The sequence below is a fragment of the Bdellovibrio sp. HCB274 genome (assembly GCF_047306075.1).
GTDB lineage: Bacteria > Bdellovibrionota > Bdellovibrionia > Bdellovibrionales > Bdellovibrionaceae > Bdellovibrio.
The window spans coordinates 1645615-1669798 of sequence record NZ_CP178623.1 but is presented as its reverse complement, the minus strand read 5'-3'; the positions used below and the strand labels follow the sequence as shown (position 1 = coordinate 1669798).

The following is a 24184-nucleotide window of genomic DNA, read 5'->3' as shown; positions in this document are numbered from 1 at the left end:
GGACTGTCCCCGGGAAGACCTCCCGCAATTGGGGATAGTCCTAAATCAAAACGTTGGGTTCAAAGTTGTCATTTTCACTTCCGCTTCGGAAATGAATTAAACCACATTGAACGCACTAATCGCTTCAGCCAGATTTTGAGTCAATTGTCTATTTGAGTCGATTACCTTTTAAAAAATACATTCTCACCTCTCACCTTTCCGCTCCTCCGTCTCCGCATGGAGTTCACGTTTTCCATCAATTTTTCTTGGCATTAATTTGGCAATAAGCACTTCATACAGAGGAGAATTCAATGAATATCCATACTATGTGTGATGATGAGGTCGAATCTCGGCTAAAATATCTGACCGGTCGTGAACGTGAACTTTTACATTTAATTCTTGATCACATTCGCGAGGTGGAATCCCGAAAACTACACTTACGCCGAGGACATTCAACTATGTTTGAGTATCTGACTAAGGAGCTTAATTACTCTGCCGCAGCAGCCATGCGACGTTTAGGAGCTGCGAGAATTCTACGAATAGTGCCAGAGGTTGCGGAGCAAATTCAAAGTGGTGAAGTTAATCTATCCCAACTTTCTGAATTGTCTCGGGCCATTCGCGAAAAAGAAAAGGTGGGAGAGGTCGTGGAACCCGCTCAAACTGCAAACTTACTTCAGAGCATAGCTGGAAAAAATACGTTTGAGACCCAAAAAGAAATCGCGAAGGGGTTGGAAATGAAACTGAAGAAGCCCGAACAAATTCGAATACAACGGGATGATTCAGTTCACATCTCTTTGACCTTTTCCAAAGATCAGCATTCCACTGTAATGAGAGCAAAGGATAAGGCTGCTCACCTGCTTTCTGAAAAACAGAATGATCATTCGCTGTCTTCATTTATCGAAATTCTTGCGAAAAGCTATCTAGGCAGGAAGCTGAGAATTCTGCAGGACGAAACACAATCAAATCAGTTTAGAGTCACAGAATCCGTTTCCGGCGACTTATATACTGCGAAAACTATTTCTCCCCGATTAAGACGATTTGTAATAGAACGGGATCGCTGCTGCCAATATGTAGACGCAAAATCCGGAAACAAATGCGAAAGTACTTATGGTCTAGAAGTCGACCATCGCCAACCTCGCTGGGCCGGCGGCACAAATTCTATAGATAACCTGCAAGTCCTCTGTTCGGCGCACAACAAATTCAAATACCAATTGGAATCCGGTCGCTTAAAGGAGCATACCCAGAATCATTAACTTTCGGACTAACCAAAACGGCCGGTAATGTAGTTCTCGGTTTTCTGATCTTTTGGATTGGTGAACACTTGGTCACTTCCGCCGAATTCAATCAGATCACCCAAGTACATGAAGGCTGTGTAGTCGGAAACGCGGGCAGCCTGGTGCAGACTGTGGGTCACGATCGCGATCGTCACGTCTTTACGAAGTTCTTGGATTAGTTCTTCGATATGGCGGGTGGAAATAGGATCCAACGCGGAGGTTGGCTCATCCAGCAATAAAATTTCTGGTTCCGTCGCAAGGGCGCGAGCGATACACAGACGTTGCTGTTGACCACCCGACAATGCTGTTGCTGAAGAATTCAAACGGTCTTTTACTTCAGACCACAAGCCGGCTTGTTGCAGGGATTTTTCAACGCGCTCTTCGATGAAGGCTTTCTTTTTAACGCCGCGAACTTTTAGACCGTAGGCCACGTTTTCATAGATGCTTTTTGGAAATGGATTTGGTTTTTGGAAAACCATTCCGATACGCATACGAACTTCCATCGGGTCGATGTCCTTACCCAGGATATTGATACCGTCTGGATGTAACGTGATCTCGCCCTGATAGTGAGCATTGGGATACAAGTCATGCATACGATTAAAACAACGCAAAAGCGTCGTCTTACCACAACCAGAAGGTCCAATTAGAGCCGTCACGCGATTTTCATAAATCGGCAGAGTAATACCATTGAGAACCTTCTTTTCCCCGTAGGAGAAAACCAGATTTTTAACTTCGGCTCTTAGTACTAATTCGTTACTCATAATAGTTCCTAACTTACTAACTTTATATTTCTTAGCCGTATGGTTTAACTTCTAAACCTACATCTGCTTCGTTTCGAACTCACTCCATGGTGGGAGTGTGTCCGTACCTTTTGCGCTAAACGATCAGCAAAGCTGATCAGTTACCACTTCATCTTTTTACGGAAGCGGGAGCGTAGCCAGATGGCTCCGCCGTTCATAATTAGGGTCATTACCAACAGGATCACGCCGGTGGCTGCGGCATTCACGTGGAAGGCTGCTTGGGGGCGGGATAACCAGTTGAACATTTGAATTGGCATGACAGTGAACGGGTCCATCAGCCATTTAAAATTTAAATAAGGCAAATGCGAATCCAATGGCGACGTCGGCAGGAACGCGATGAAAGTCAATGCACCGATTGTGATCAAAGGTGCTGTCTCCCCGATAGCTCGGGAAAGGGAAATGATGACGCCTGTTAGGATACCGCCAGAAGAGTAAGGCAAAATATGATAGCGAATGGTTTGCCATTTGCTCGCACCCATTGCGTAGCTTGCTTCGCGGATGATATTTGGAATGGAGCGAATGGCTTCACGCGTGGTTACGATGATAATTGGCAATACCAACAACCCTAAAGTCAAACCTGCAGTCAGAATACTTTGGCCAAGTTTCAATTTGTAAACGAACAATCCCAACGCCATCAAACCGTATGTGATGGAAGGAATTCCCGCCAGGTTGATGATGTTAAGCTCAATCAAGCTAGAGACCCAGTTTTTCTTGGCATACTCTTCCAGATATACGCCGGCCGCGACTCCCAAGGGAATGGCACAAAATGCAGTGGTTAGCATGATACAAAACGAGCCAACCCAAGCCGACAAGATCCCCGCTTTTTCCGGGAAGCGCGAGGGGAAGTTGGTGAAGAAATCAAAATTAATACGAGGCACACCCGTCATCGCCAGATCCACGATCAAAGCAAGTAGCGTCACCAGGGCAAACATCAAAGCCATAAGACCCGCCAATGCGAAACAAAAGTCCCACATCTGACGGCGCTTGATATTGGATAGAAGGTCTTTTCTTGATTCCATCTATTCCTTCTCCTGAAATTTTTTGCGAAGCCAAAGGCCGATAATATTAAAACACAAAGTTAAACACAGCAGGCTTAAACCTGCGACATAGATCGACTGATAACCGATGGAGCCATGGGGTAAATCCCCAAGACTTACCTGCACGATAAAGGCCGTGATCGTGGCAGAAGGCTCAAGTGGATTCAGAGTCAGATTCGGTTGCATGCCGGCAGCGATGGCAACAACCATTGTCTCACCCAATGCGCGCGAGATACCCAGAATATAGGCAGAGGAAATCCCTGAAAACGCGGACGGAATCACCACTCGGAAAGCGGTTTGGATGCGAGAGGCCCCGACTGCGAAAGAAGCTTCACGCAAATGCCCGGGCACCGAGCGCATGGCATCTTCGCTTAACGAGCTGATGTAAGGAATGATCATCACGCCCATTACAAGCCCCGCTGACAAAACGTTAAAACCGCCCATAGACGGAAAAACTTTTTGCAAAAGTGGAGTTACAAATAACAAGGCAAAGTAACCATACACAACTGTTGGAACCGCCGCCAAAAGCTCAAGAATGGGTTTTAGAATTTCACGAACGTTAGGGCGCACGTATTCGCTTAGGAATGCAGCTGCAACCGTTCCCATCGGGATTGCAACCAACAAGGCAATGATCGTGGTCAGGAATGTTCCGCACAACAGTGGCAAGATACCATAGTGAGCATTTTCAAATAAAGGTGTCCACTCGCGGTCTGTGATGAAATCCCAGAAGCTTACGTGCTGAAAGAACGGAATACTTTCAGTCACTAGAATTCCGACAATCCCCATGGTCACAAAAACCGAGCTTGCCGCTGCTAAAAATAAAACCCCTTCAATCAGGGTTTCTTTTAAGCGACGCATGCGACGGACAGGATGGTCCGCAGATGTAAATTCAGATAGTTTTTTTAATTGTTTTTTACTCACCGTGGATACTTCTTCTTGGTTATCTTGCGCTTTCGCGCTTCATCAGATCTTCGATTTTTACACCGATCTCTGTATGACCACCGAAAACAGTGCCCACTTTTTTGATTTTAACGTGCTCCTGGCCAATTCTGTAAGCCGCTGCTGGAAGTGGAACGTATTTCACTTCGGGAACAATCGTTGGACATTTTTGTAAAAAGAAATTCGTGAACTCCACGATCTCAGCTTTTGCCAGGGATTTTTCATTCACATAAATAAACACCGGACGAGACAACGGGAAATACTCCCCGCTTTCCACGGTGCTTCTAGCTGGAATCACCGCCTCATTTTTCTTAGGGGATTTCGGACCACCGATAACAGGAACAATGCGAAGCTTGCTGATGTTTTCTTCGGCATAAGCCAAAGGCATATAACCGATTGAGTTGATATCGTTCGCAACACCTGTCACCAACGTATTGTCATCTTCGCTGGCTGTGTAATCCCCGCGCGAAGACTTGGCTTTTCCAACGACTGCTTCTGTGAAGTAGTCAAACGTTCCTGAATCCGCTCCGGCACCGAAAAGTTTTAGCTTTTCTTTTGGCCAAGCAGGGTTCACGTCAGACCACAAAAGGATTTTCCCTTGGGCGGCGGGTTCCCACATTTTTTTAAGCTCTTCAGTCGTGATGGCTTTTAGCCACGTGTTTTTCGGACTTACCACTATAGCTGTGGCATCATAGGCGATTGGAAGTTCTAAAAAACGAATGCCCTTTTCCTGGCATTTTTGAATTTCACCTGCCTGAATCGGACGAGAGGCATTTTGCACATCAGTTTCGCCTCTGCAAAACTTTTTAAATCCACCACCGGTACCAGAAATGCCAACTGTCACACGAACTTTTCCGCGCTTCATAGTTTGGTATTCCTCGGCCATGGCTTCCGTGATGGGAAACACAGTGCTGGAACCATCAATTCGAATCACCGGTACTTGCGCGTGCGCAGGCGTACCTAAGAACAAAGATGCTAAAAAAGTAAGCAGTAGTGACATGGATGAAATCTATCACGGGCGATTTTTAGAGTATTGTTAAGGTTTGATTATGATTTAGCCATTTTGCGTTATAGGGATCTTCAGGCTATCATTTAATCAACTATGACAAACGATCCTTCGAAGTCCCAAAAATCTTTGATCGAGCAGGTTTTTGAAACCTTACCCAGTTCGGTTTATTTGTTCGATATCCCCAGCGGCACGCTGTCGTGGTTTAACGAAAATGTCGCAAGCCGATTTGGTTGGACTCAGGAAGAACTCACTGCCATGGGACACAACTACTGGGCAACTGTCATTCACCCCGACGATCTGCCGCAGATTCAAAATTCCCGTCAATATGTTTTAGACGATATGCCTGAAGGCGAAATTTTGCATTTTGAATATCGTTTCAAAGATGCCTGGGGGCAATACCACTGGCTTGACGATCGCATCACAGTCTTTAAACGCGATGAACACGGAGTTCCGGTAAGTCTGGTTGGAATTGCGACAGTTATCGATGATCAAAAGGCCCGGGAAACTCAATTGGCCGAGGCGCTGGATACGTTGAACATGTCCTTGTCAGCTGCAAAAATGGGCACAATTTCATTTGATGTCGCAACAGCTACACCTACTTGGGATCGCCGTACATTTGAAATGCATGGTGAAGAGCCCAATGACGATCCCATGGAAACCTACCGTCGCCGTATTCTGCCTGAAGATCGCGAGCCCGCAACGACGCAGTTTTACGATGGCTATTTGAATAACAATCCCGAAATTTCCGTACACTATCGCGTTCGCCATGATGATGATTCGATTCATAACATCACGATGTATGGACGTCGGAATGACGCCAAGCCTGGATCTCCTTTTGTGGGAGTTGCTTGGGATGCGACTCGTGAAATTCAATCCGAAAAAAAGATCGCTGAATCCAATGCAAAAATGATCTCTGCCGCAAAGATGGCAGCTTTGGGTGAAATGTCCGGGGGTATTGCTCACGAAATTAATAATCCTCTAACTGTCATTCAAGCGCGCTCTTTTCAACTGACGCAAATGGTGGACCAGGGAAATCTGGATCCGGAAAAGATCAAACAGGCAGCTGAAAGCATCAGTAAAACCGCTGATAAAATCGCCCGCATCATCAAATCTCTGCGTTCTTTTTCCCGCGAAGGCGATAATGATCCGTTTGAGTTTGTCAGCGTCAAAAGCCTGGTCGAAGAAACTTTGGAATTTTGCCGCACGCGGTTTTATAACCACGAAGTCGACTTGCAAGTGGCAAATATTGACGAGGATTTTGAGATCGAATGTCGTGTCATTCAGATTGAACAGGTTTTGCTGAATCTGTTGAATAATTCATTCGATGCCGCTCAAAACAGTGAAAAGAAATGGATCTGTGTCGAAGCTGTCGAGTATCTGGATTATATCGATATCAAGGTCATCGACTCGGGTCCTAGAATTCCTGATGATGTCGCAGAAAAGCTGATGCAGCCATTTTTCACCACCAAAGAACTTGGTAAGGGAACGGGACTGGGACTTAGTATTTCAGCCGGCATCATGAAGTCCCACAAAGGGGACTTGTTTTTGGATCGCTCGGCGGAGCACACCACGTTTGTTATGCGCCTGCCTCGTCTGCAGTAAGCTCAGGAGCAAACTCAAAGCCCCGCGTCGGCGACCAATCAACCCGGTAAACCACACAATTGGGAATCGGCAGGGGCTCCAGCAAATCTGGTCTTAACGAGTGCAGAAATCTTTTTAACATTAGTCCATGAGTGCAAAGACCTGCGACTGCGAAACTCTGACTCTGACAGACCTCCAAAAGCCCGTTTTTAAATCTTTCAATCGCAACGAGTGCACTTTCACCGTTCCCATAGGTAAAAGAAAAATTCTTAACCTCATGGGACGTCCAGCGAAGCCAGCTTTCCTCGCCATGCATGTTTTTGATTTCTTCCTGAGTCATGCCTTCGATATCACCCAGAAACACTTCGCGGAACTTTTCAGAGACAAAAGTGGGCGCACTTAGGACTTCATTGGCGATCGCTGCAGTTTGCTGCGCACGCATTAAATCACTGCTAAACATAACCTCCACCGGATGAGATTTAAAAAAGTTTTGCAGCTGCTGGGCTTGCTTTCGCCCTTCATCGTTCAAGGGAATATCAGAATGGCCCTGCATACGGCGGATCAAATTCCACTCTGTCTGGCCATGTCGAAATAAGTAAATCGTTTTTGTCATGATGGCCTGATTGAAACACTTGCAAGAGGAATTTAAAAGAGGAAAGATATCTACATGCATAAGATTATCAGAACTTTCCGCAGGTCTTTTGAGTCTTTGTTTAGCATTCGTCTGCTTTTGCTGACTTTTGTCCCACCTATTCTGGGCGTGATCGCAGTCTTCCTGGTTTTTTTCTTTTATTGGGGAAGCTGGACAGTCGGACTTGAGGGATTCTTACAAGGGCTTTGGCCTTTTCAATGGTTGCATGATTTCACTGGTTTTGAAGGCTATGTCGATGCTGTCGCAGCCATTGTGCTGGTTCTTCTTTTTATTCCTGCCTGCTTTTTACTGGCATTGATTTTAGTATCCATTTTTGTGCTGCCGCTGGCGCTAAAATGGATCGCTGATAAAGACTATCCTCACCTTGAAAAAAAGCGCGGGGGCTCGTTAGTGGGAAGTCTTTGGAATACTCTCTATGCCTCTGCCCTGTTTGTATTTTGGTTTTGCTTAACCCTCCCCCTGTGGTTGTTACCGGCCGGGGCGGTCCTCGTGCCGCTAAGCCTGACTTCGTGGCTGAACAAAAAGGTCTTCCTGTACGATGTTTTACAGGACTATGCGAGCGAGGAAGAGCGTCATGCCATCGAGGGAATGGAAGCGAAACCCCTGTTTGGAATGGGCCTCATTATTGGAATATTTTCTTATATCCCCTTTGCCTTGTTCTTTTTGCCGGTATTCGCGGCGATTTGTTACACCCATTACGGTTTAAATGCTCTCACAGTGCTTAGAGCTAAAAAATCCCACAGCGTATAGCTGTTGGGATGGCTTTTTAGGGCCAGATCAGCTATCTTGGCCCCGTGAATAAATGTGGCCAGGAACGTAAAAATATCGATATCTACACTCTTGAAGAAAGAGTGCGCAAAGCCGGGATGAAACTGACCCAGCAGCGCAGTCAGATGCTTAAAATTCTTTTGCATCATCCTGAGCCTATTTCGGCGGACGAGATTTTTAAAAAAACCGGCGGCAAAGATGCCGGCGCGGATCTGGTCACCATCTATCGTATCCTAAAAAAGTTTGAAGAAGCCCTACTGGTGAATCGCCTGGAATTCGGTGATGGTGTGGCTCGTTTTGAACTGACACTTGAATCTGGCCATCACCATCATCATGTGATTTGCCGCAACTGTCAGCGCGTTGAAGCGCTTCATATCTGCGATCTGGATCCACACATCCAAATGGTTGAGAAAATGGGCTACAAACAAGTCTCCCACCGCTTGGATTTCTTTGGTCTTTGCTCTAAGTGTCAGTAAGTATGTCCGTACCTTTTCAGGTAAGTCCGTACCTACAAGCTGTATCGGGTTAAGTCTATGATCCCGGCTTCAACTTCGTCGTAGGCTAAATACGCTTTTTGAAGTTCATCGTAAGACTTCCAGAAGTTTGGATTCTGCCGACGAACGCCCCACTTGTTCACTAAGCCATCATAGTCTTTTTCAGACTTAATCTGCGTGACCTGGCGAGTGAATTCGGGAAGGTCTTTTTCCTTTAAATCAAAAATCATATTCGGATACGACGCCCAGAACCCTTCACGTAAAGTCAGGGTGTCTTCTTTGGGCTCCATGCGCAGACTTTCTGCTGTGATCCAGGAGACGTTTTCGTGCTCTTTGTTATGAATAAGAGTAAAAACCCGGGGTTGAGTTTGCTCTACGCCTTGTGCGTGAACCAGAACGAAGGCCACATCAGGGAAGAATCGCGCAAAGGGGGATTTCCCTTGGGCTTTAATGGCAGAGATTTTTCTGAACTGCGCATCCATTCCTTTTGCCTGTAATTTTACTTTTGCGCTTTCCGGTGGAACAACGGTGCGCCAGTTGATGGGGTCCACACTTCCGCGCACGGTTTCGTTCATGCGATAAAACAGAATTTTTTCGACCATCTGCCGTTTAGTTTCTGTGGATTCGGTAAATCGAACAGCGGTAGGTTCTGCAGATCCCACCGGTGGAAAAATGTAGCCCATTTTGGCCGTCGTCAAAATCCCCTTGTACCATTTGCGACGATAGGAAAGACGCTGCTCTGGTGGAAGAAATCTTAAAAACAGCTCCTCAGCCTCCATGCGAATCATATCCATGTAGACACGGGTTAAAAGCTGATGACCGATGTTTCCAAAGACATCGAAATTCACAACCAGATTGTAAACCAGTCTTTCAAACAATGGGTAATCCAAAACGAAAACTGTTTTTGATAGGTCGCCGATTGCGCCCTTCATGACCACGGCATTTTGGTCATGCCTGAAAACCGTAAGCACGGCGTTGGGATTATTTTCGTGTCCGTCCCAGATGTCATTTAGGTTGTAGCCTTTCGGGCGGTTCTTAACCAGTTCCTCGCTGCGAAGCTTGCGATAGGATTCGCGGAAGTCTGTGATTTTACCCAAATCCCCAGGGGCTGAGGTGAACTTTACGTCTGAACCAAATTGCCCAGGCATGCTTAGTAATGGACTGGCGCGTTTTTCGTAATCGTGGGAAAGAACCATGTTGTCGGAATCTGGATTTAGGAAAAACACATAGAATTGTTCCTGAATCGAGTTCACGGCCATCGAGCCATTGCACACAGGTCCCTTGATGAAGGTCGCCACATGGTACTGGGCATCGTCGAGTAAAAACTGGTAGCGGGCTTTTACCGGAATGCTTTGAAAAGCCACGAATGGATTTTCTGCAACTCCCGCCTCATAGCTTGGCAGAGCATCGATTTTCCAATCAGCATCATTAAAAAGGTGTTTTACGCGCTCAAGCTTTGCGGTTGAAAATTCATAGGGAAGATGTGTTTTTGCAACCACCGTTCCTGGGTATCGAATGAGGCAATAGTAAAACTTCTTAACTCCCGGATCGTCATTCGGCCTGCGCGAGGCAATTTCGTCAGCCTTATCGCAGGCTTTTTTAGAGCGAATCAGACGAAAGAAGTCCCGGGGTTCTTCCTTAAAATAAATGTGGGCTAAAAATAAATGCTCGTACAGATAACGGCTGATCAGTTTCTGTTTTAGATCATTTGCGTTGAGATACTTCTCCCACGCCCCGATCTGAGTTTTAAGCTTTAGCGGAATCGCCATTGATTTTTGCAAGGCTTCATTTCCCGGGCCTGGCGCTCCTTCAGATATCCAGGACTTAACCGTTGCAAGCTCAGCCGCGGTCAGCGCGGGAAAACCGTAAGGCATTCCTAATTCAGGCAAAGTCTTTTTAGCTTTTTCCAGCTCGCCCACATTTGCTGCACATACCCGGCTTTCATCCACTTGTACTTTAACAGAGGAAGAATTGACTGCGCGCATATTAAGCATTTCAAAGAAGACGTTCTGGGCAGGATCGACAGAGGTGTGGACGGAAAAGAAGTTTCTCGCCCGCCATTCTTCCGTGGATTTGGCGTCGATCCAAATACGCGAAGGTTGGACACTTTCAGAGCGGGTTCCGTCGTAGACATTAAGTTTGTTCGCACCACGGGCAAACCCATCAAAGTTCTGTAGGTTAAACTGACAAGGAGCATTGAAACAGCTATGGCAGGACAGGCATCTGTTATCAAAAAGGGGCTGGATCTTGCGAGAGTAAAGGTCCTCGGGGGAACTGCTGGCGTGAGTGACGGATTCGGTGTTCTTGCTGGCGCTGACAGAGAGCGAAATAAACATCGTAATAAAACAGAATACAAATGTCGTAATGAATTGCATCGCGTGAATCTCCCCTGTATCCTCTGCCATAGTAAACACAAGTAAGAGGAATAGCATGGAAAAAATCCCATTTGAAGTTGTACAAGATTCTATCGACGTGATCTGCGGTATGGAAACAGAAGCTGATCTGGAAAAAGCGTCAGAGCACCTGTTTGATGTGCAACCGGATTTGGGTGGCTTCTTTATGGAGTTCATCGAAGACATGTCTGAGGGCGCTCAGGATTTGGGCTTCATGATGGCTTTGATCTTGAACCGTGCATTTGAAGAGAAATACAAAAAAATGCGCGCGATCACTGAAGACGAAGTTGTGGCACGCTTTGAAAAAGCAGAACCAGAGATGGAATCTTACCTGCAAATGAACGACGAGATGATCGTGCAAATTCAGGAACGCGCAAAAACGGAAGGTCAGCCAGAGCTTATTAATTACATCATTGAAGAGCTTTTCATGTCCCCGGACCTTGAGCCATCTTTGGAAGCTGACGAGCAAGTTCACTTGTTCATGGTCTGCAAGTTTTTTGTAGATTGCTTGAATGAAGTGGCTAAAGAAACTGCGACGGATATCGTTCGTCACTAGTTCTGTCCTCAGTCTTGCAAATCATTAAATATTCTAAAAAAGACTCTCGTACGAGGGTCTTTTTTTTATTTTAGACCTCTGACTACTTGCTAGGTCACAGTTTTCATGAGACGTCTATGAGATGACTCAAATCACAAAAAGAAATCATCTTATAGTGAACGTAAATGGTGAGAATATTCACGTCTCAGGCGAAGCCGCTTTTCAGCCATTAGCTCAATTTCTTAGAAACACTTTAAACAAACCAGGGACGAAGGTCGTATGCGCCGAGGGTGACTGCGGAGCCTGCTCTGTAGTGACATCTTCCCTACGCCAGGATGGATGGACTCCCCTGCGTACAATCAATTCGTGCATTGCCCCGGTTTATCTTTTTGATCTTTCCTGCATCATCACTGTCGAAGGAATGAAGCACGCCGAAACTTTAAGTGAAGTGCAAAACAAGATGCGCGAATTCCACGGCGGACAGTGTGGTTTTTGCACGCCGGGCATGGTGTGCTCGATGGCGCAGCTTGCAGAGGATTGCAAAGTTGCAGATTCTGAAGTGACCGAGAAAAAAGCGCGCAACTACCTAACCGGGAATCTTTGCCGCTGCACGGGTTATGAGCCCATCTTAAAGGCTGCAACAAATTTGGATCTATCCAAGTGGCAACTTCTTTCTGAGCGCTATCTGACTTCGGAATTGACGGCACAGTTTAAAGTGCATTTGTCAGAGCCTGTTGAAGTTATCGCAGACAATAAAAAACTTTCTTTACCGACCGTTATGACACAGGCTCTGGAGAATAAGGCTGCAAATCCGGCGGCTCGTCTGGTTGCCGGTGCTACAGACTTGGGTGTTTTGATTAATAAAGCAAAAACATCTCTGCAGGAAATTTTAGTTCTTAGTAAAATCCCTGGAGTCCACTCTGTGAGTGGTTCCGCTTCAGGAATGTTGATTGGAGCTATGGCGACTTTGACGGAAGTTGAAAACTTCGTCAGAACTGCTCACCCAGAGCTAAAACGTCTGCTGCATATCTTTGCCTCGCCGCAGATTAAGAATCAGGGAACTTTGTTGGGGAATATCCTAAATGGTTCCCCGATTGGTGACAGCATTCCGCCATTGATGGCGCTGGATGCGGAAATTCAGTTTCAATCCGTTCGCGGTGCTCGCAGCGTGAAACTTAAGGACTACTACAAAGCCTATAAGGTTTTTGATAAAGCGGATGATGAAGTGGCAACGGGACTGTTTGTTCCGGCTTTGGCTAAAAACTTTGTACATCGTTACTTTAAAGTTTCCCTTCGCAAGGACCTGGATATTTCTGCGGTGACCTTTGCCGCTGTATTAAAGGTTGAAAACAAGATCATCACTGAAGCACGCATCTGCATGGGTGGTGTGGGCCCGACAGTCGTGCGCATGCCGCAAGTTGAAGATTTGATGACGGGACAGTTTTTCAGCGAGCATACATTTACGGCCGCGGGAAGTTTAGCTTCCAGTTTGATTAAGCCCTTGTCTGATCTGCGCGCCAGTGCAGAGTACCGTCATCTGGTGACGGAAAATCTGTTTAAAAAATGTTTCCATGAACTTGAAACAGAAGTTCTTTCCTCTGTGGAGGCCGTATGTCCATAGGAAAAAACATTCCCCACGATTCCTCCACGGGTCATGTGAGTGGCACGAGTGTGTTCATTGACGACCGTCCCCGTCAGCAAGGCGAGGTTTTGGTTTTACCTGTAGGTGTGCCGGCTGCTGCGGGAATTTTGAAATCCATTAATTACGAAAAAGCTCTAAAGGCGCCGGGCGTTCTGGCGGCTTTTACTGCCAAGGATCTGCACCACAACGTGTGGGGCACGATCGTGGTTGAACAACCCATTCTGGTTGAAAACAAAATCGGATATTATGAAGAACCCGCCATGATTTTGGTGGGAACTGATTACGATCAGCTTTTGCAGGCCAGAAACCTGATTACTTTTGAAATTGAAAAAGCTGAGCCCGTATTAACTATTGATGCGGGAATTGAAAAAAATCAGTTCATGTATCACGCAGGTCCCATGAAATGTGGTGACGTGGACGCCGCTATGGCTAGCGCTCCTCACCGTTTAAGTGGCGTGTTTGAGTGTGGCGGGCAAGAGCACTTTTATCTGGAGTCCCAGGCCTGTGTCGCCTACCCGTTAGAAGATGGTCAGGTTGAAGTGCATTCGAGCTCCCAACATCCCACTGAAACTCAACACTTGGTCGCTGAGGCGTTGGGTTTATCACTTCACCAAGTGGTTTGCGTGGTGAAACGCATGGGTGGTGGCTTCGGTGGTAAGGAGAGCCAGGCAGCTCCTTTTGCTGCGATGGCCGCGCTTGTAGCCCAACGTATGAATCGCCCGGCAAGACTGATTTTATCAAAAGACGATGACATGGCCATGACTGGCAAACGTCATCCGTTTAAAAACTTCTGGGATGTGGCATTCGATGATCAGGGAATGATCTTGGGACTAAAATGCCACCTTTACGCTGATGGTGGCGCTTACGCCGATCTTTCAAGCTCCATTTTAGACCGGGCACTTTTCCATATTGATGGAGCTTACTATCTGCCGAATGCTTTCATTGAAGGCCATGTGGTTCGTACTAACATGTACTCTAATACGGCATTTCGTGGTTTCGGTGGTCCACAAGGCACCATGACCATTGAAAGCATTATTGAAGAGATGGCAGCTTATCTTAAGATTGATTCTTTATTGATTCGTGAACGCAATTGCTATCAGGAGCATACACGTAACACCACTCACTATGGCCAGCGTCTGGAGAATGCTCCCTTGGCTGAATTATTCGCGCGCTTGCGTGCCGATAGTGAATATGAAAAACGCCGTCAGGAAATCGAAGAGTTTAATAAAAACTCTCACGGAAAAGTCCGGGGCCTTTCCGTGTCTGCGACTAAATTTGGTATCGCCTTTACAGCCAGATTCTTGAATCAGGGCAATGCCTCGGTGAATGTGCATAAAGATGGAACTGTACAAGTTTCCACTGGTGCCACCGAGATGGGTCAGGGTGTGAACACCAAGATTCAACAAATCGTGGCGCACTGTTTTGGTATTCCGGCTGAGCAGGTTCGCGTGATGGCGACCTCGACAGAGAAGAATCACAATACGTCGCCGACCGCAGCCTCCAGTGGCGCTGACATTAATGGAGCTGCCGCTCACAAAGCCGCGATGGGAATTCGCAAGCGCCTAGCCTGGGTTTTCCAACAAATCCTGGCACAAGCCCCGATGGATGATGTCAACGAGTGCCCAGCTTTCGATGAAGCTCTGCTGCGCTTTGATGATTTTTCTTTCGCCAACTCCAAAATCACTCACTTGCCGACTAAGACTGAAATGTCTTGGGTGGATTTGATCCTAAAGGCTTATTTTAATCGCATGAGCTTGGGCGAGTACGCGCATTTTAAAACTGAAGGTTTGGGTTATAGCAAAGCTACTGGCAAGGGCACGCCGTTTAAGTATTTCACCAACGGTGTGGCTGCGACGGAAGTTGAAATCGATACCTACACTGGTGAGTACAAGGTTTTACGCGCTGATATTTTGATGGACTTGGGCCGCCCCTTAAATCCTGGCATTGATCGCGGTCAGGTGACCGGCGCCTATGTTCAGGGCATGGGCTGGGTCACGTCTGAAAAACTTTACCACAATAAAGACGGTAAACTTTTAAGTCACTCCCCTACGACCTATAAAATTCCAAATGTGCAGGATACACCTCGGGTGTTCAATGTGGATTTCATTGAAAACAATGGCAACACCGCAAACATTCACGGATCCAAAGCCGTGGGCGAGCCGCCATTCCTGCTGGGAATCAGTGCGTGGACAGCCATCAAGGATGCCCTTCGCTATAAGTCGCAAGGAAAAATTCCCCAGATTATTTCACCAGCCACTCCTGAAGTGGTATTGATGGAGCTTCATCGCTATGACCGGGCCTAATTATGAAAACTTCCTAAGCGCATTTAAACGCCTTCAGGAATCCGGAAAAAACTTTGTTGCGGTAACCCTGGTAAAGCAAATTGGCTCCTCTCCCCAGGATGTGGGAGCTAAAGCCATAGTCAGCCTTGATGGCTTGGAGTTTGGCACTGTTGGTGGTGGTAAAGTTGAAAATGCTGCCATCAAAGAAGCTCAGCGCATGATTCGTGAAGATCACAAGAACCATTTTGTGGATTGGAACTTGCAAAAAGATATCGGCATGACCTGCGGTGGAGTTGTGAGTTTCTTTTTTGAACTTCACAAGGCGCAAAATCCATTTCATATTGCAGTTTTCGGTGCCGGTCACATCGCTCAGGAATTTGTGCGACTGTTGATGTTCTTAGACTGCAAGGTCACTTGCTATGACCAGAGAGCGGAGTGGCTGGAGCGCCTGCCGAAATCGTCTAAACTTACAACTATTCTTACAGACAAGTTGGCCGATGAAGTGGCAAAACTTCCTGACAACTCTTATGTCACACTAATGACAATGGGCCACGGTACGGACTTACCTGTATTAATAGAGACCATGAAATCCCGCACCCGTTTTAGTTATGTCGGAAACATCGGCAGTGATCAAAAACGCAAGCGCCTTGAAAATGATTTGAAGGAAGCTGGATTTGACTCAGAGCAAATATCTCAGTTCTACTGTCCCATGGGAGAGTCCTTCGGTGGTAATAATCCGGCAGAGATCTCTTTCAGTATCGTGGCGCAGTTATTAAAAACCCGTGATGCCTTGATGAATTCGAAAAACCAGGAGTAGCAGCTTGTCTTTGCAGAATAAAAAAACTCAAGCCATCCCCCGATCTGAACTTCCCACTCGCCTGGCGCAAGCGCGAGGTGATGAAACGGTCGATGTTCTGATTAAGAATATTCAAATTCTGAATGTCATTACCGGGGAAGTTTACCCCTCGGTCATCGCGATTGGTGGCGAGTTCATCGTCGGTGTGGGCATGGAATATTCTGATACGCCCGCTCGCCGTGTGATTGATGGACAAGGGGCTTTCATTACGCCGGGATTCATCGATGGGCATCTGCATATTGAGTCTTCGATGATGTCCCCTTTTGAATTTGAAGCGGCGACTTTGCCATTGGGTACTACGACCGCCATCTGTGATCCCCATGAGATCACAAACGTCATGGGCTCCCGGGGTTTTGAGTGGTTTTTAAGATGTGCTGAAATCACGAAACAAAACCTTTTCGTGCAGATGTCTTCCTGTGTTCCGGCTTTGCCTGGATTTGAAACGACGGGTTCTGATTTTACTCTGGATGAAATGAAGAAGCTTAAAGATCATCCGGCCGTTTTGGGCTTGGCCGAGATGATGAATTTCCCGGGAGTTATCAATGCCGACAACTCGGTATTGGATAAGGTCGAAGAGTTTTCGGACCTTAATTTGGATGGACATGCCCCCCTGCTTCAAGGGAAAGCTTTGAATGCGTATTTGCTGGCGGGAATTCAAAACTGCCATGAAACTGTGACCTTAGAAGAAGGCCGCGAGAAGTTGCAAAAGGGCATGGGCCTGATCATTCGTGAAGGCAGTGTTGCGAAGAATCTAAAAACTTTGGCTCCCTTGGTGAGTGAGTTTTCATCACCGCAGTGCCTGCTTTGCACAGATGATCGCAATCCCTTCGAAATCGCGCATGAAGGACATATTAATTTTATTATAAAAGAACTGATCAACAAGCATCAGGTTCCGGTACATGTGGCGTACCGTCTGGCGACTTACTCGGCAGCCAAGCACTTTGGGTTAAAACGACTGGGGTTAATTGCGCCGGGTAAAAGAGCGGATTTGGTGTTGCTTCGAAATTTGGAAGCTGTCGAAATCAAAGATGTGATGATTGCCGGTGAATTGGTTTCTGAATTGGGTTTAGCTAAGAAAGTTTCCGAGAAATTGTCTCGATCCAATCCTCCGATGGAAAATACGATTAAACGTAAGCCGATCACAGAAAAAGATCTTCCATTCCCTGATACCAAGGGGACTTACAATGTTATCGAAATCGTTCAGAATGAAATTATCACCAAACACTTGAAATGCTATTTCGACGGCCTTTCCTTTGATCAGGACGATGTCTTGTACATGGCAAATATCGAACGCTATGGACAGAATCTTCCTCCGGGCTTGGGGTTTGTGCGTGGCACAGGTTTAAAATCTGGCGCATTAGCGAGCTCCGTTGCCCATGACTCTCACAACATCATGGTGATCGGTACGAATGTACAGGACATGTGTGTGGCTGTGAATGAGATCATTCGCATGGGTGGAGGCTTTGTCGTTGCTGATACGGGCGCGGTTCAGGCCTCCGTAGAGCTTCCCATTGCGGGACTTTTAAGCCTTAAGAGCGCTGATGAAATTAAGTCTGGAATTGAGAAATTAAAAACAGCCTTTAAACGTCAGGGTGTGGTTTTGGAAGAGCCATTTATTCAAATGGCCTTCCTGGCATTGCCGGTAATTCCGACTTTGAAGCTGACCGACAAGGGCCTTGTGGACGTGACCCAGTTTAAGTTCATTCCACTGGAAGTCGCGCCCGTTTAGGGTTTTCTGGGCGTATCCATGCGGGCGATATAGCTGCGGCGGAATTTAAAAATTTCTTCCACGTCTTTGCGGACGAACTTGCTCGCGGTAAGCCAGCCTAGGTAACCAAGCGGCAGTCTGTAGCGCACGCGATCTATCATGAGGGTTCCGCCTAAGAAAGGCTTAAATTCGTGGGTGTGATGCCATAGCTGATAAGGGCCTTTCTTCTGATTGTCGACGAATCTAAACGGCGGCTTCCACTCGTCAATTTCTGTAAGCCAAGTCGCGGGAATTCCGCGGATTTTTAGTTTATAATTAATTAATGTCCCCTGCTCGATTTCCGGAGTGGAAGTGGACTGAATATTAAAGTTCAAACTGGGCGGCGTGATGCTTTCCAGATTGTGTGGATCACGGAAGAAAGGAAAGATTTCTTCTGGTGGTTTTTGAATGAACTGCTCTGAATAGAAAACCTCTTCGCCTTCCTTATATGAAGCACAGATATCTTCCAGAGCATTTCGCAGCGTCGGATACTGAAACCGATATCCAAGGCTCATGCCTTTTTCCGCAGATCCGCGAATGGAACTTAATACCACTTCTGAAGCTTCCCCAAATAGTGCTTTTAAAGCCAGTGGCGGAACTGCAGGTCCTAACTTTTTCCCCAATGAAAAAGCCAGGACTTCTGAAAACTCCCGATTCATAACCGGATGCGGAGAGCAGCCGTTAATAGGACCGACGTAATCATTGTTAACCAGGGCTTCCGCAAACAGCCCCACAATATCGTCTATATGAATCCAGCTCATCCAGTGCTTGCCATCGCCAAGCACGCCACCCACACCGGCGCGGAACGGAAACAGCATCTCATCCAGGGCGCCCCCGTGGCGGGCCAGCACAATGCTGGTACGAATGAACACTTTACGACCGGGAGCATGGGAACTTGCGCGCTCCCACTCTTTGGATACTTCAGAAAGAAAATCCATTCCTGGCGCGTGATCTTCGTGCAAAATCGTTTCACCACAGTGACCATAAATACCGATGGCCGTGCCGCCAACAAAGACGCGTAAATCAGAAGGAATTGATTTAACCAGATTCTCTGTCGCGTTCACTCGCGATTGAAAGATGGCTTTCTTTTTTTCTTCGCTCCAGCGTGTGCCCAACACCGGTTCGCCCATGAGGTTTATGACGGCTTCGATGTTTTCAAGTTTTTTATCGTGGATAGGTCCTTGTACCAAATCACCGACCACGACTTCACAAGGAAAAGGCAGTTGCTCGCGCGCTTTACTAAGACTGCGACTGATAACGGTGATCTCGTGTCCGTCAGTCGCAAGTTTTTTACCAAGTTCTTTACCGATCAGTCCCGTTGCACCAGTGATAAGTACTTTCATAGTAACGTCCTTTATTTTTTCAAAGCTTTGGTAAATGCCTGAAGGCAACGGCCGCGGGCCTCGTTGTGCTCGATCATAGGTTCAGGATAAGCATCCGTCCCATATTCCGGCACCCATTTTTTTATGTACTTCATCTCGGGATCAAACTTTTCAGCCTGGGTCTCCGGATTAAAAATTCTAAAATACGGAGCTGCATCACAACCTGATCCTGCTGCCCACTGCCAGTTGCCATTGTTGGCAGCTAAGTCATAATCTAAAAGCTTTTTCGCGAAATACCTTTCACCGTGATACCAGTGAATCAATAAGTGCTTACAAAGGAAACTTGCGACCACCATACGCACACGATTATGCATAAAACCCGTGGCATTAAGCTCTCGCATTCCGGCATCAACCAATGGATATCCGGTCCGTCCCTCGCACCAACGCGCGAAATCGGATTTGGATTTTCTCCATTCAATTTTATCGTACTCGGGCCTAAAACTGTGTTTTTCCACTTCTGGGAAATGCCAAAGAATCTGCATAAAGAAATCGCGCCAGATGAGTTCACTTAACCAAACCGGTGAATGCTTTAACCCTTCGCGCGCAAGCTCCCGCACACTGACTGTCCCGAAACGCAGGTGCATTCCCAAATGGGACGTGCCACCTTCCAGTGCTGGATAGTCGCGATTCTTGGAATAATTTTTTAGCATCTTGCTGGAAAGCTCTAAACTTGGGTACTCCCAGTCAGAACGGGAAAATCCCAAAGACTGTAGCGTCGGCATTTTTTCAGGCTTCACTTTGTGATAGGAGCCCTCGTACAGATCATTGGGATAGGACTTTAAATAAAATGGTGTGAGCGACTTCAGAACGTTGTTCTTGTAGGGAGTATAAACTGTATACGGCTTTCCCTGGCCGGTTACGATCTCGTCTTTTTCAAAGAGTGTTTGGTCTTTGAAAGTTTTGAATTCAATATTTCTGGCTTTGGCGAGTTTTGCAATCTGCGCATCACGCTTTATCGCCGCGGGCTCATAATCGTGGTTTGTATAAATGGCTGTGACTTTGCCTTCTTTTAAAAGCTCTTCAAATATCTCGGCGGGTTTTCCATGGCGAACCCATAGGTCAGACTTTTGCTTTTGTAGAGTTGTCTTTAAAGCAGCGACGGTGTCGTAAATAAACGTCACCCGTGCATCTTTAGGATCGTCCAGCTTTTCTAAAATCTCGGTATCGAAAATGAAAACCGGCTGAACCGAAGAGGATTCTTTGAGGGCATGATATAGACCCGCATTGTCATTCAGCCGCAAATCGCGCCGAAACCAGAATAGCACCATGATTTCCTCTTGTCCCGCAACAGACTCATGCGCCGCGTGGACATTTAGGGTTTAACATTGAACAAGATTTAGGTAAAATTTTGAAGCATGGATGATAAAAAGTCTGCCAAAAAACAAAGCGGCAATGCGCAACAGCCAAAGCCTGACGAGGGACTGAAGAAGATCAAATCTTCCATGTTTTCCCGTGGACTTTCTATTGCAAAGATCACCCTGCAAACCGGAGCTTCGGTGGCTCAACACGGAGTCACCACGGTTTTAAAGTCGAAGGAATTTAAAGAAGCCAACTGGAAGAAACTATTGGAAACTCAAGCTTCCAACTTAAGCGTTGAGCTGGGCCAGCTCAAAGGCAGCCTGATGAAGGCCGGCCAAATGCTTTCCATGTATGGCGAGCATTTTCTTCCCCCCGAAGCTAATGAGTTTTTAAAATCCCTGCAGTCCGACTCGCCTGCTTTAAACTGGGCCGCGATTGATAAACGCTTAAAGGAGCTGTTACCTCCTGAAAAACTAGAACTTCTGGAAATCGAAAAAGAAGCCCTGGCTTCAGCTTCGATGGGGCAGGTGCATCGCGCCCGCATTAAAGCGACTGGCGAGCTCATCGTTTTAAAAATTCAATATCCCAATGTGGATAAAGCCATCGACAGCGACCTTCGCGCGATGAAGACGATGCTCTCGACGCTGAAACTGATTCCCAAGGATTTTAACACCGACTCGTTGTTTGCGGAAATTCGCGAGATGCTGGTGCAAGAGACTGATTACCTGCAGGAAGCTGACGCGACAGAAGACTACCATCGCCGCCTGGATGGGGATCGCCGTTTTGTCGTGCCTAAAGTTTACCGTGAGTTTTCGGGAGCAAAAATACTTGCCACCTCTTTTGAACGGGGTTTGCGCGCAGATGATCCGGTCATTCAAAGTCTGGCGCAAGAACGACGCAATCGCCTGGCTGGAAACTTCCTGGATTTATATTTTAAAGAAATCTTTGAATGGGGTGTCGTACAAACTGATCCTCACAGCGGAAACTACCGCATTCGTATTGATCCCCAAGGTCATGACCAATTGATCTTGTTGGATTTTGGCGCCACGCGAATCTATGATAAAACTTTCTTGCAACCCTATCGCCGTATGGTGAAAGGCTCGCTATTTAACGACCAAAAGATGTTCATGGATGCTGCCATGGAATTGGGTTTCGTGCGCCCCACTGACAGCCCGGAACTGAAAGCCGTCTTTGAGTCTTTTTGCTATGAAACCGTAGAACCATTTATCGAGCACTCAGATCCCAGAAACACCCTGGGTGTGATTGACTCTCAAGGAAACTACGACTGGAAAAATACGGATTTACCGCAACGGCTTTCCAAAAAAGTCTTTCAAATTGCGCGTCAGTTTTCCTTACGCGCTCCACCCAGAGAAATCATCTTCCTGGATCGCAAAACCGGCGGCGTGTTTATTTTCCTATCAATCCTAAAAGCCAAGTTTCGCGGTCGCGATATTCTGCTAAAGTATCTCAACAAAATGGACTAGTTTTATGTTACGTGCCTTCGCCCTGCTATTTGCTTCAATCATTCTTTCAGCGATGCCTTTGCACGCAGCCCAAGCAGAAGCAGAACTAAAAGTACAACTAACATCTCTACCAGGGGAATCCCTGAATCAACACAAGGTTCAACTAAAAGACCTAAAAGGCAAAATAGTCATCGTAGACTTCTGGGCCACCTGGTGCGAGCCCTGCAAAGAAGCCCTTCCGCACTACACGAACCTCTACAAGAAATACAAATCCAAAGGCCTGGTAATCCTAGCCGTCAACGAAGACGACGACACTAAAACCCGCGACAGCTATCTAAAAACCACCCCATACCCCTTCCCCGTCTTCGCAGACCCAGGAAAAAAGTATCTGGAATCCTTCAACGTAGTAGCAATCCCCACAGCCTTCATCTTCGATAGAAACCAAAAACCAATAACGTTCGTAAGAGGCTTCGACGAAAAGAAAGCCCAAGTAATTGAAAAAACCATAAAAGAATTAATCGAAAAAAACTGATCGAGAATCTAAAAAAAGAAGACCGCCGCACGAGAGAACTGCCTCGGGCACGGCGGTTTTGGGATGGATGCGAAGCGACCTCCGTGGGCGCCACGACGGCGCGCACCCCGCCCTTGGCGGGGCCACGGCTGAGCCCGGAAGGCGTGTCGCGAAGTCAGCCATTCCAAAAACGACGAGACCGAGGCAGTTCTCCTCGGTCCCAATAAAATCTTAATTTAAAATCGAGAAAAGAAATTACTTAGAGTCAGCCAAGTTAGTCTGGATGTAAGGCGCAAACCAAATGTCGTAAATATGACCAGAGCGTTTTTTTCCCTTAGCATCCGTATACCAGAACTTAGACCGCTCACGAATCTCAGCATTCTTACCACGATTCTCAAAGTTCTTTTCGTACTTAAGAGAAATCTTATCAAGCTTCAATCGAGCCTGAGTCATTTCAGATTTCTGCGAAACTCCATCCCCGTTCTTATCATTCCAAAGAACCAGACGCTTAAAGTCCTTATCGCGGGCATCAATCACACCATCTTTGTTAGTGTCGAGTTTTCTTAAAGACTCAAAACCATTGATGTCTGTGTTGTTATCACCAAATAACTCATCCTTTTGATCAATGCGACCGTTTTTATCGCGATCCAAAGCCAGGAAGAATCCCGGACTGTTGGCATTAGGCCAATAGACTTTACCACCTGGATTTAGAGGGAAATCACTGACGTTTTCAAATGTCGGAAGCTTGTCATCAAAGAACACCATCAATGGGGACCAGTAACCTCCGCAGAATCCAGTTTCCCCTGGGAAGCTGATAAAGATCTCGGCAACCGATCTGTCTGGTGAAACGTTGAATCCGCCAATCGTGGCAGTCACGTCACCATCTTTACCCATAAAATCGCCGCAACCATAAGTTGGCATTTGCGAAGACCAACCATAGTTACCGAAAACCGGGCCCGTCTTACAATCCAAAACCTCCTGCTCGAATTTCATCGCACCCAGCGCAACGGTTGCTTTACTGACCGTGATAGTACCGGAGTCGTCGACTGAAACGTCGGTGGGAATTTTTGTTTTAAATTCCACGATATTTCCGTAAATCGCAGCCGTACCTCCGGCTGGAATCATTTTTACTTTAGATGAAGCTATATTGGCAATTTGACCATTCCCTACAGTTCCCGAGCCTTCTTTGGTGACCACCACCGCAGGGTATTCGGCACCAATATTGTAAGTCTTGGTTCCAATCAATAAATTGATATCGGCTGTGATCAGCGAGCTTTTCGCCAAAGGATTGGTCACAGCGCGAAGGTTCGTTGGAAAGCAGGAGTTAATCAAACGTACCGTCATTGTATCCCGGCCTGCGCGCGTAACGGTACCCGATGCGGGTGCTCCCACGACGGATTCGCCGGCACTGACGGAGTTGACAGCCATTGGAACATCCTTATTGACGGCCAAAACGTTGCTTTGATCGGCCATTGCTGTACCGGACAGCAATGCAAATGCTCCTCCCAAAATAACTGCTGTTTTCATACTTCCCCCTATAA

20 protein-coding genes are annotated in these 24184 nt (G+C 46.7%); 11 read left to right on the top strand and 9 right to left on the bottom strand.

The features are described from left to right. Positions 1–290: 290 nt before the first annotated feature. Complete coding sequence (locus tag ACLWNV_RS08095; RefSeq protein WP_413587424.1) at positions 291–1232, top strand: HNH endonuclease; 942 nt, start codon at positions 291–293, stop codon at positions 1230–1232. 8 nt (positions 1233–1240) lie between these two features. Here the strand turns inward: ACLWNV_RS08095 and pstB are convergent, their stop codons facing one another. The 4 genes from pstB to ACLWNV_RS08075 form a co-directional block, all read right to left on the bottom strand. Continuing rightward, positions 1241–2014 carry a phosphate ABC transporter ATP-binding protein PstB gene (pstB, locus tag ACLWNV_RS08090; protein WP_413587423.1) on the bottom strand — a complete coding sequence of 258 codons (774 nt, stop codon included), beginning with the start codon at positions 2012–2014 and terminating at the stop codon, positions 1241–1243. Positions 2015–2154: 140 nt separating this feature from the next. Beyond that, positions 2155–3072, bottom strand: a complete 918-nt coding sequence (gene pstA / locus ACLWNV_RS08085) for a phosphate ABC transporter permease PstA (RefSeq protein WP_413587422.1) — start codon at positions 3070–3072, stop codon at positions 2155–2157. Further along, complete coding sequence (gene pstC, locus ACLWNV_RS08080) at positions 3073–3948, bottom strand: phosphate ABC transporter permease subunit PstC (protein WP_413587628.1); 876 nt, start codon at positions 3946–3948, stop codon at positions 3073–3075. An 82-nt stretch (positions 3949–4030) separates the two neighbouring features. After that, a complete protein-coding gene (locus ACLWNV_RS08075; protein ID WP_413587421.1) occupies positions 4031–5029 on the bottom strand; it encodes a PstS family phosphate ABC transporter substrate-binding protein in 999 nt (332 codons plus the stop codon). Positions 5030–5131: 102 nt separating this feature from the next. Between ACLWNV_RS08075 and ACLWNV_RS08070 the strand changes: the two genes are divergently transcribed. After that, positions 5132–6640 (top strand): PAS domain-containing protein, encoded by a 1509-nt coding sequence (locus ACLWNV_RS08070; protein ID WP_413587420.1) that lies wholly within the window; start codon positions 5132–5134, stop codon positions 6638–6640. On the opposite strand, the gene ACLWNV_RS08065 is transcribed toward ACLWNV_RS08070, so the two are convergent. Continuing rightward, on the bottom strand, positions 6615–7232 hold the full coding sequence (locus tag ACLWNV_RS08065) for a histidine phosphatase family protein (RefSeq protein ID WP_413587419.1): 618 nt from the start codon (positions 7230–7232) through the stop codon (positions 6615–6617). The two genes, ACLWNV_RS08070 and ACLWNV_RS08065, sit on opposite strands and share 26 nt — an antisense overlap. Before the next feature lie 54 nt (positions 7233–7286). Here ACLWNV_RS08065 and ACLWNV_RS08060 point away from each other — a divergent pair, with 54 nt between their 5' ends. Both ACLWNV_RS08060 and ACLWNV_RS08055 read left to right on the top strand, forming a co-directional pair. Next, positions 7287–8021 (top strand): EI24 domain-containing protein, encoded by a 735-nt coding sequence (locus tag ACLWNV_RS08060; protein WP_413587418.1) that lies wholly within the window; start codon positions 7287–7289, stop codon positions 8019–8021. 44 nt (positions 8022–8065) lie between these two features. After that, on the top strand, positions 8066–8515 hold the full coding sequence (locus ACLWNV_RS08055; RefSeq protein WP_413587417.1) for a Fur family transcriptional regulator: 450 nt from the start codon (positions 8066–8068) through the stop codon (positions 8513–8515). A gap of 32 nt (positions 8516–8547) precedes the next feature. Here the strand turns inward: ACLWNV_RS08055 and ACLWNV_RS08050 are convergent, their stop codons facing one another. Beyond that, complete coding sequence (locus ACLWNV_RS08050; RefSeq protein WP_413587416.1) at positions 8548–10908, bottom strand: fatty acid cis/trans isomerase; 2361 nt, start codon at positions 10906–10908, stop codon at positions 8548–8550. 55 nt (positions 10909–10963) lie between these two features. Here ACLWNV_RS08050 and ACLWNV_RS08045 point away from each other — a divergent pair, with 55 nt between their 5' ends. The 5 genes from ACLWNV_RS08045 to adeD all read left to right on the top strand — a co-directional run bounded on the left by ACLWNV_RS08045 (position 10964) and on the right by adeD (position 17970). Further along, positions 10964–11482: a hypothetical protein gene (locus tag ACLWNV_RS08045; RefSeq protein WP_413587415.1), complete on the top strand. Its 519-nt coding sequence runs from the start codon at positions 10964–10966 to the stop codon at positions 11480–11482. Between the two features lie 154 nt (positions 11483–11636). Further along, a complete protein-coding gene (locus ACLWNV_RS08040; RefSeq protein ID WP_413587414.1) occupies positions 11637–13082 on the top strand; it encodes a xanthine dehydrogenase small subunit in 1446 nt (481 codons plus the stop codon). Then, entirely contained in the window at positions 13073–15406 is a 2334-nt protein-coding gene (locus ACLWNV_RS08035) for a xanthine dehydrogenase molybdopterin binding subunit (RefSeq protein WP_413587413.1), read from the top strand. Before ACLWNV_RS08040 ends, ACLWNV_RS08035 begins: the two co-directional genes overlap by 10 nt. Beyond that, positions 15393–16202: a xanthine dehydrogenase accessory protein XdhC gene (xdhC, locus tag ACLWNV_RS08030; protein ID WP_413587412.1), complete on the top strand. Its 810-nt coding sequence runs from the start codon at positions 15393–15395 to the stop codon at positions 16200–16202. Before ACLWNV_RS08035 ends, xdhC begins: the two co-directional genes overlap by 14 nt. 4 nt (positions 16203–16206) lie before the next feature. Continuing rightward, complete coding sequence (gene adeD, locus ACLWNV_RS08025) at positions 16207–17970, top strand: adenine deaminase (RefSeq protein ID WP_413587411.1); 1764 nt, start codon at positions 16207–16209, stop codon at positions 17968–17970. On the opposite strand, the gene ACLWNV_RS08020 is transcribed toward adeD, so the two are convergent. Together ACLWNV_RS08020 and ACLWNV_RS08015 are read right to left on the bottom strand one after the other, a co-directional pair. Next, the gene (locus tag ACLWNV_RS08020; RefSeq protein WP_413587410.1) at positions 17967–19331 is read right to left on the bottom strand and encodes a TIGR01777 family oxidoreductase; all 1365 of its coding nucleotides are present in this window, start codon (positions 19329–19331) and stop codon (positions 17967–17969) included. The two genes, adeD and ACLWNV_RS08020, sit on opposite strands and share 4 nt — an antisense overlap. 11 nt (positions 19332–19342) lie before the next feature. After that, positions 19343–20638: a cryptochrome/photolyase family protein gene (locus tag ACLWNV_RS08015; RefSeq protein WP_413587409.1), complete on the bottom strand. Its 1296-nt coding sequence runs from the start codon at positions 20636–20638 to the stop codon at positions 19343–19345. Between the two features lie 87 nt (positions 20639–20725). On the opposite strand from ACLWNV_RS08015, the gene ACLWNV_RS08010 reads away from it, so the two are divergent. Both ACLWNV_RS08010 and ACLWNV_RS08005 read left to right on the top strand, forming a co-directional pair. Continuing rightward, positions 20726–22153 carry an ABC1 kinase family protein gene (locus ACLWNV_RS08010; RefSeq protein ID WP_413587408.1) on the top strand — a complete coding sequence of 476 codons (1428 nt, stop codon included), beginning with the start codon at positions 20726–20728 and terminating at the stop codon, positions 22151–22153. 4 nt (positions 22154–22157) lie between these two features. After that, positions 22158–22664, top strand: a complete 507-nt coding sequence (locus ACLWNV_RS08005) for a TlpA disulfide reductase family protein (RefSeq protein WP_413587407.1) — start codon at positions 22158–22160, stop codon at positions 22662–22664. Positions 22665–22898: 234 nt separating this feature from the next. Here ACLWNV_RS08005 and ACLWNV_RS08000 read toward each other — a convergent pair whose 3' ends face one another. After that, on the bottom strand, positions 22899–24170 hold the full coding sequence (locus ACLWNV_RS08000; protein WP_413587406.1) for an EF-hand domain-containing protein: 1272 nt from the start codon (positions 24168–24170) through the stop codon (positions 22899–22901). Positions 24171–24184: the final 14 nt, after the last annotated feature.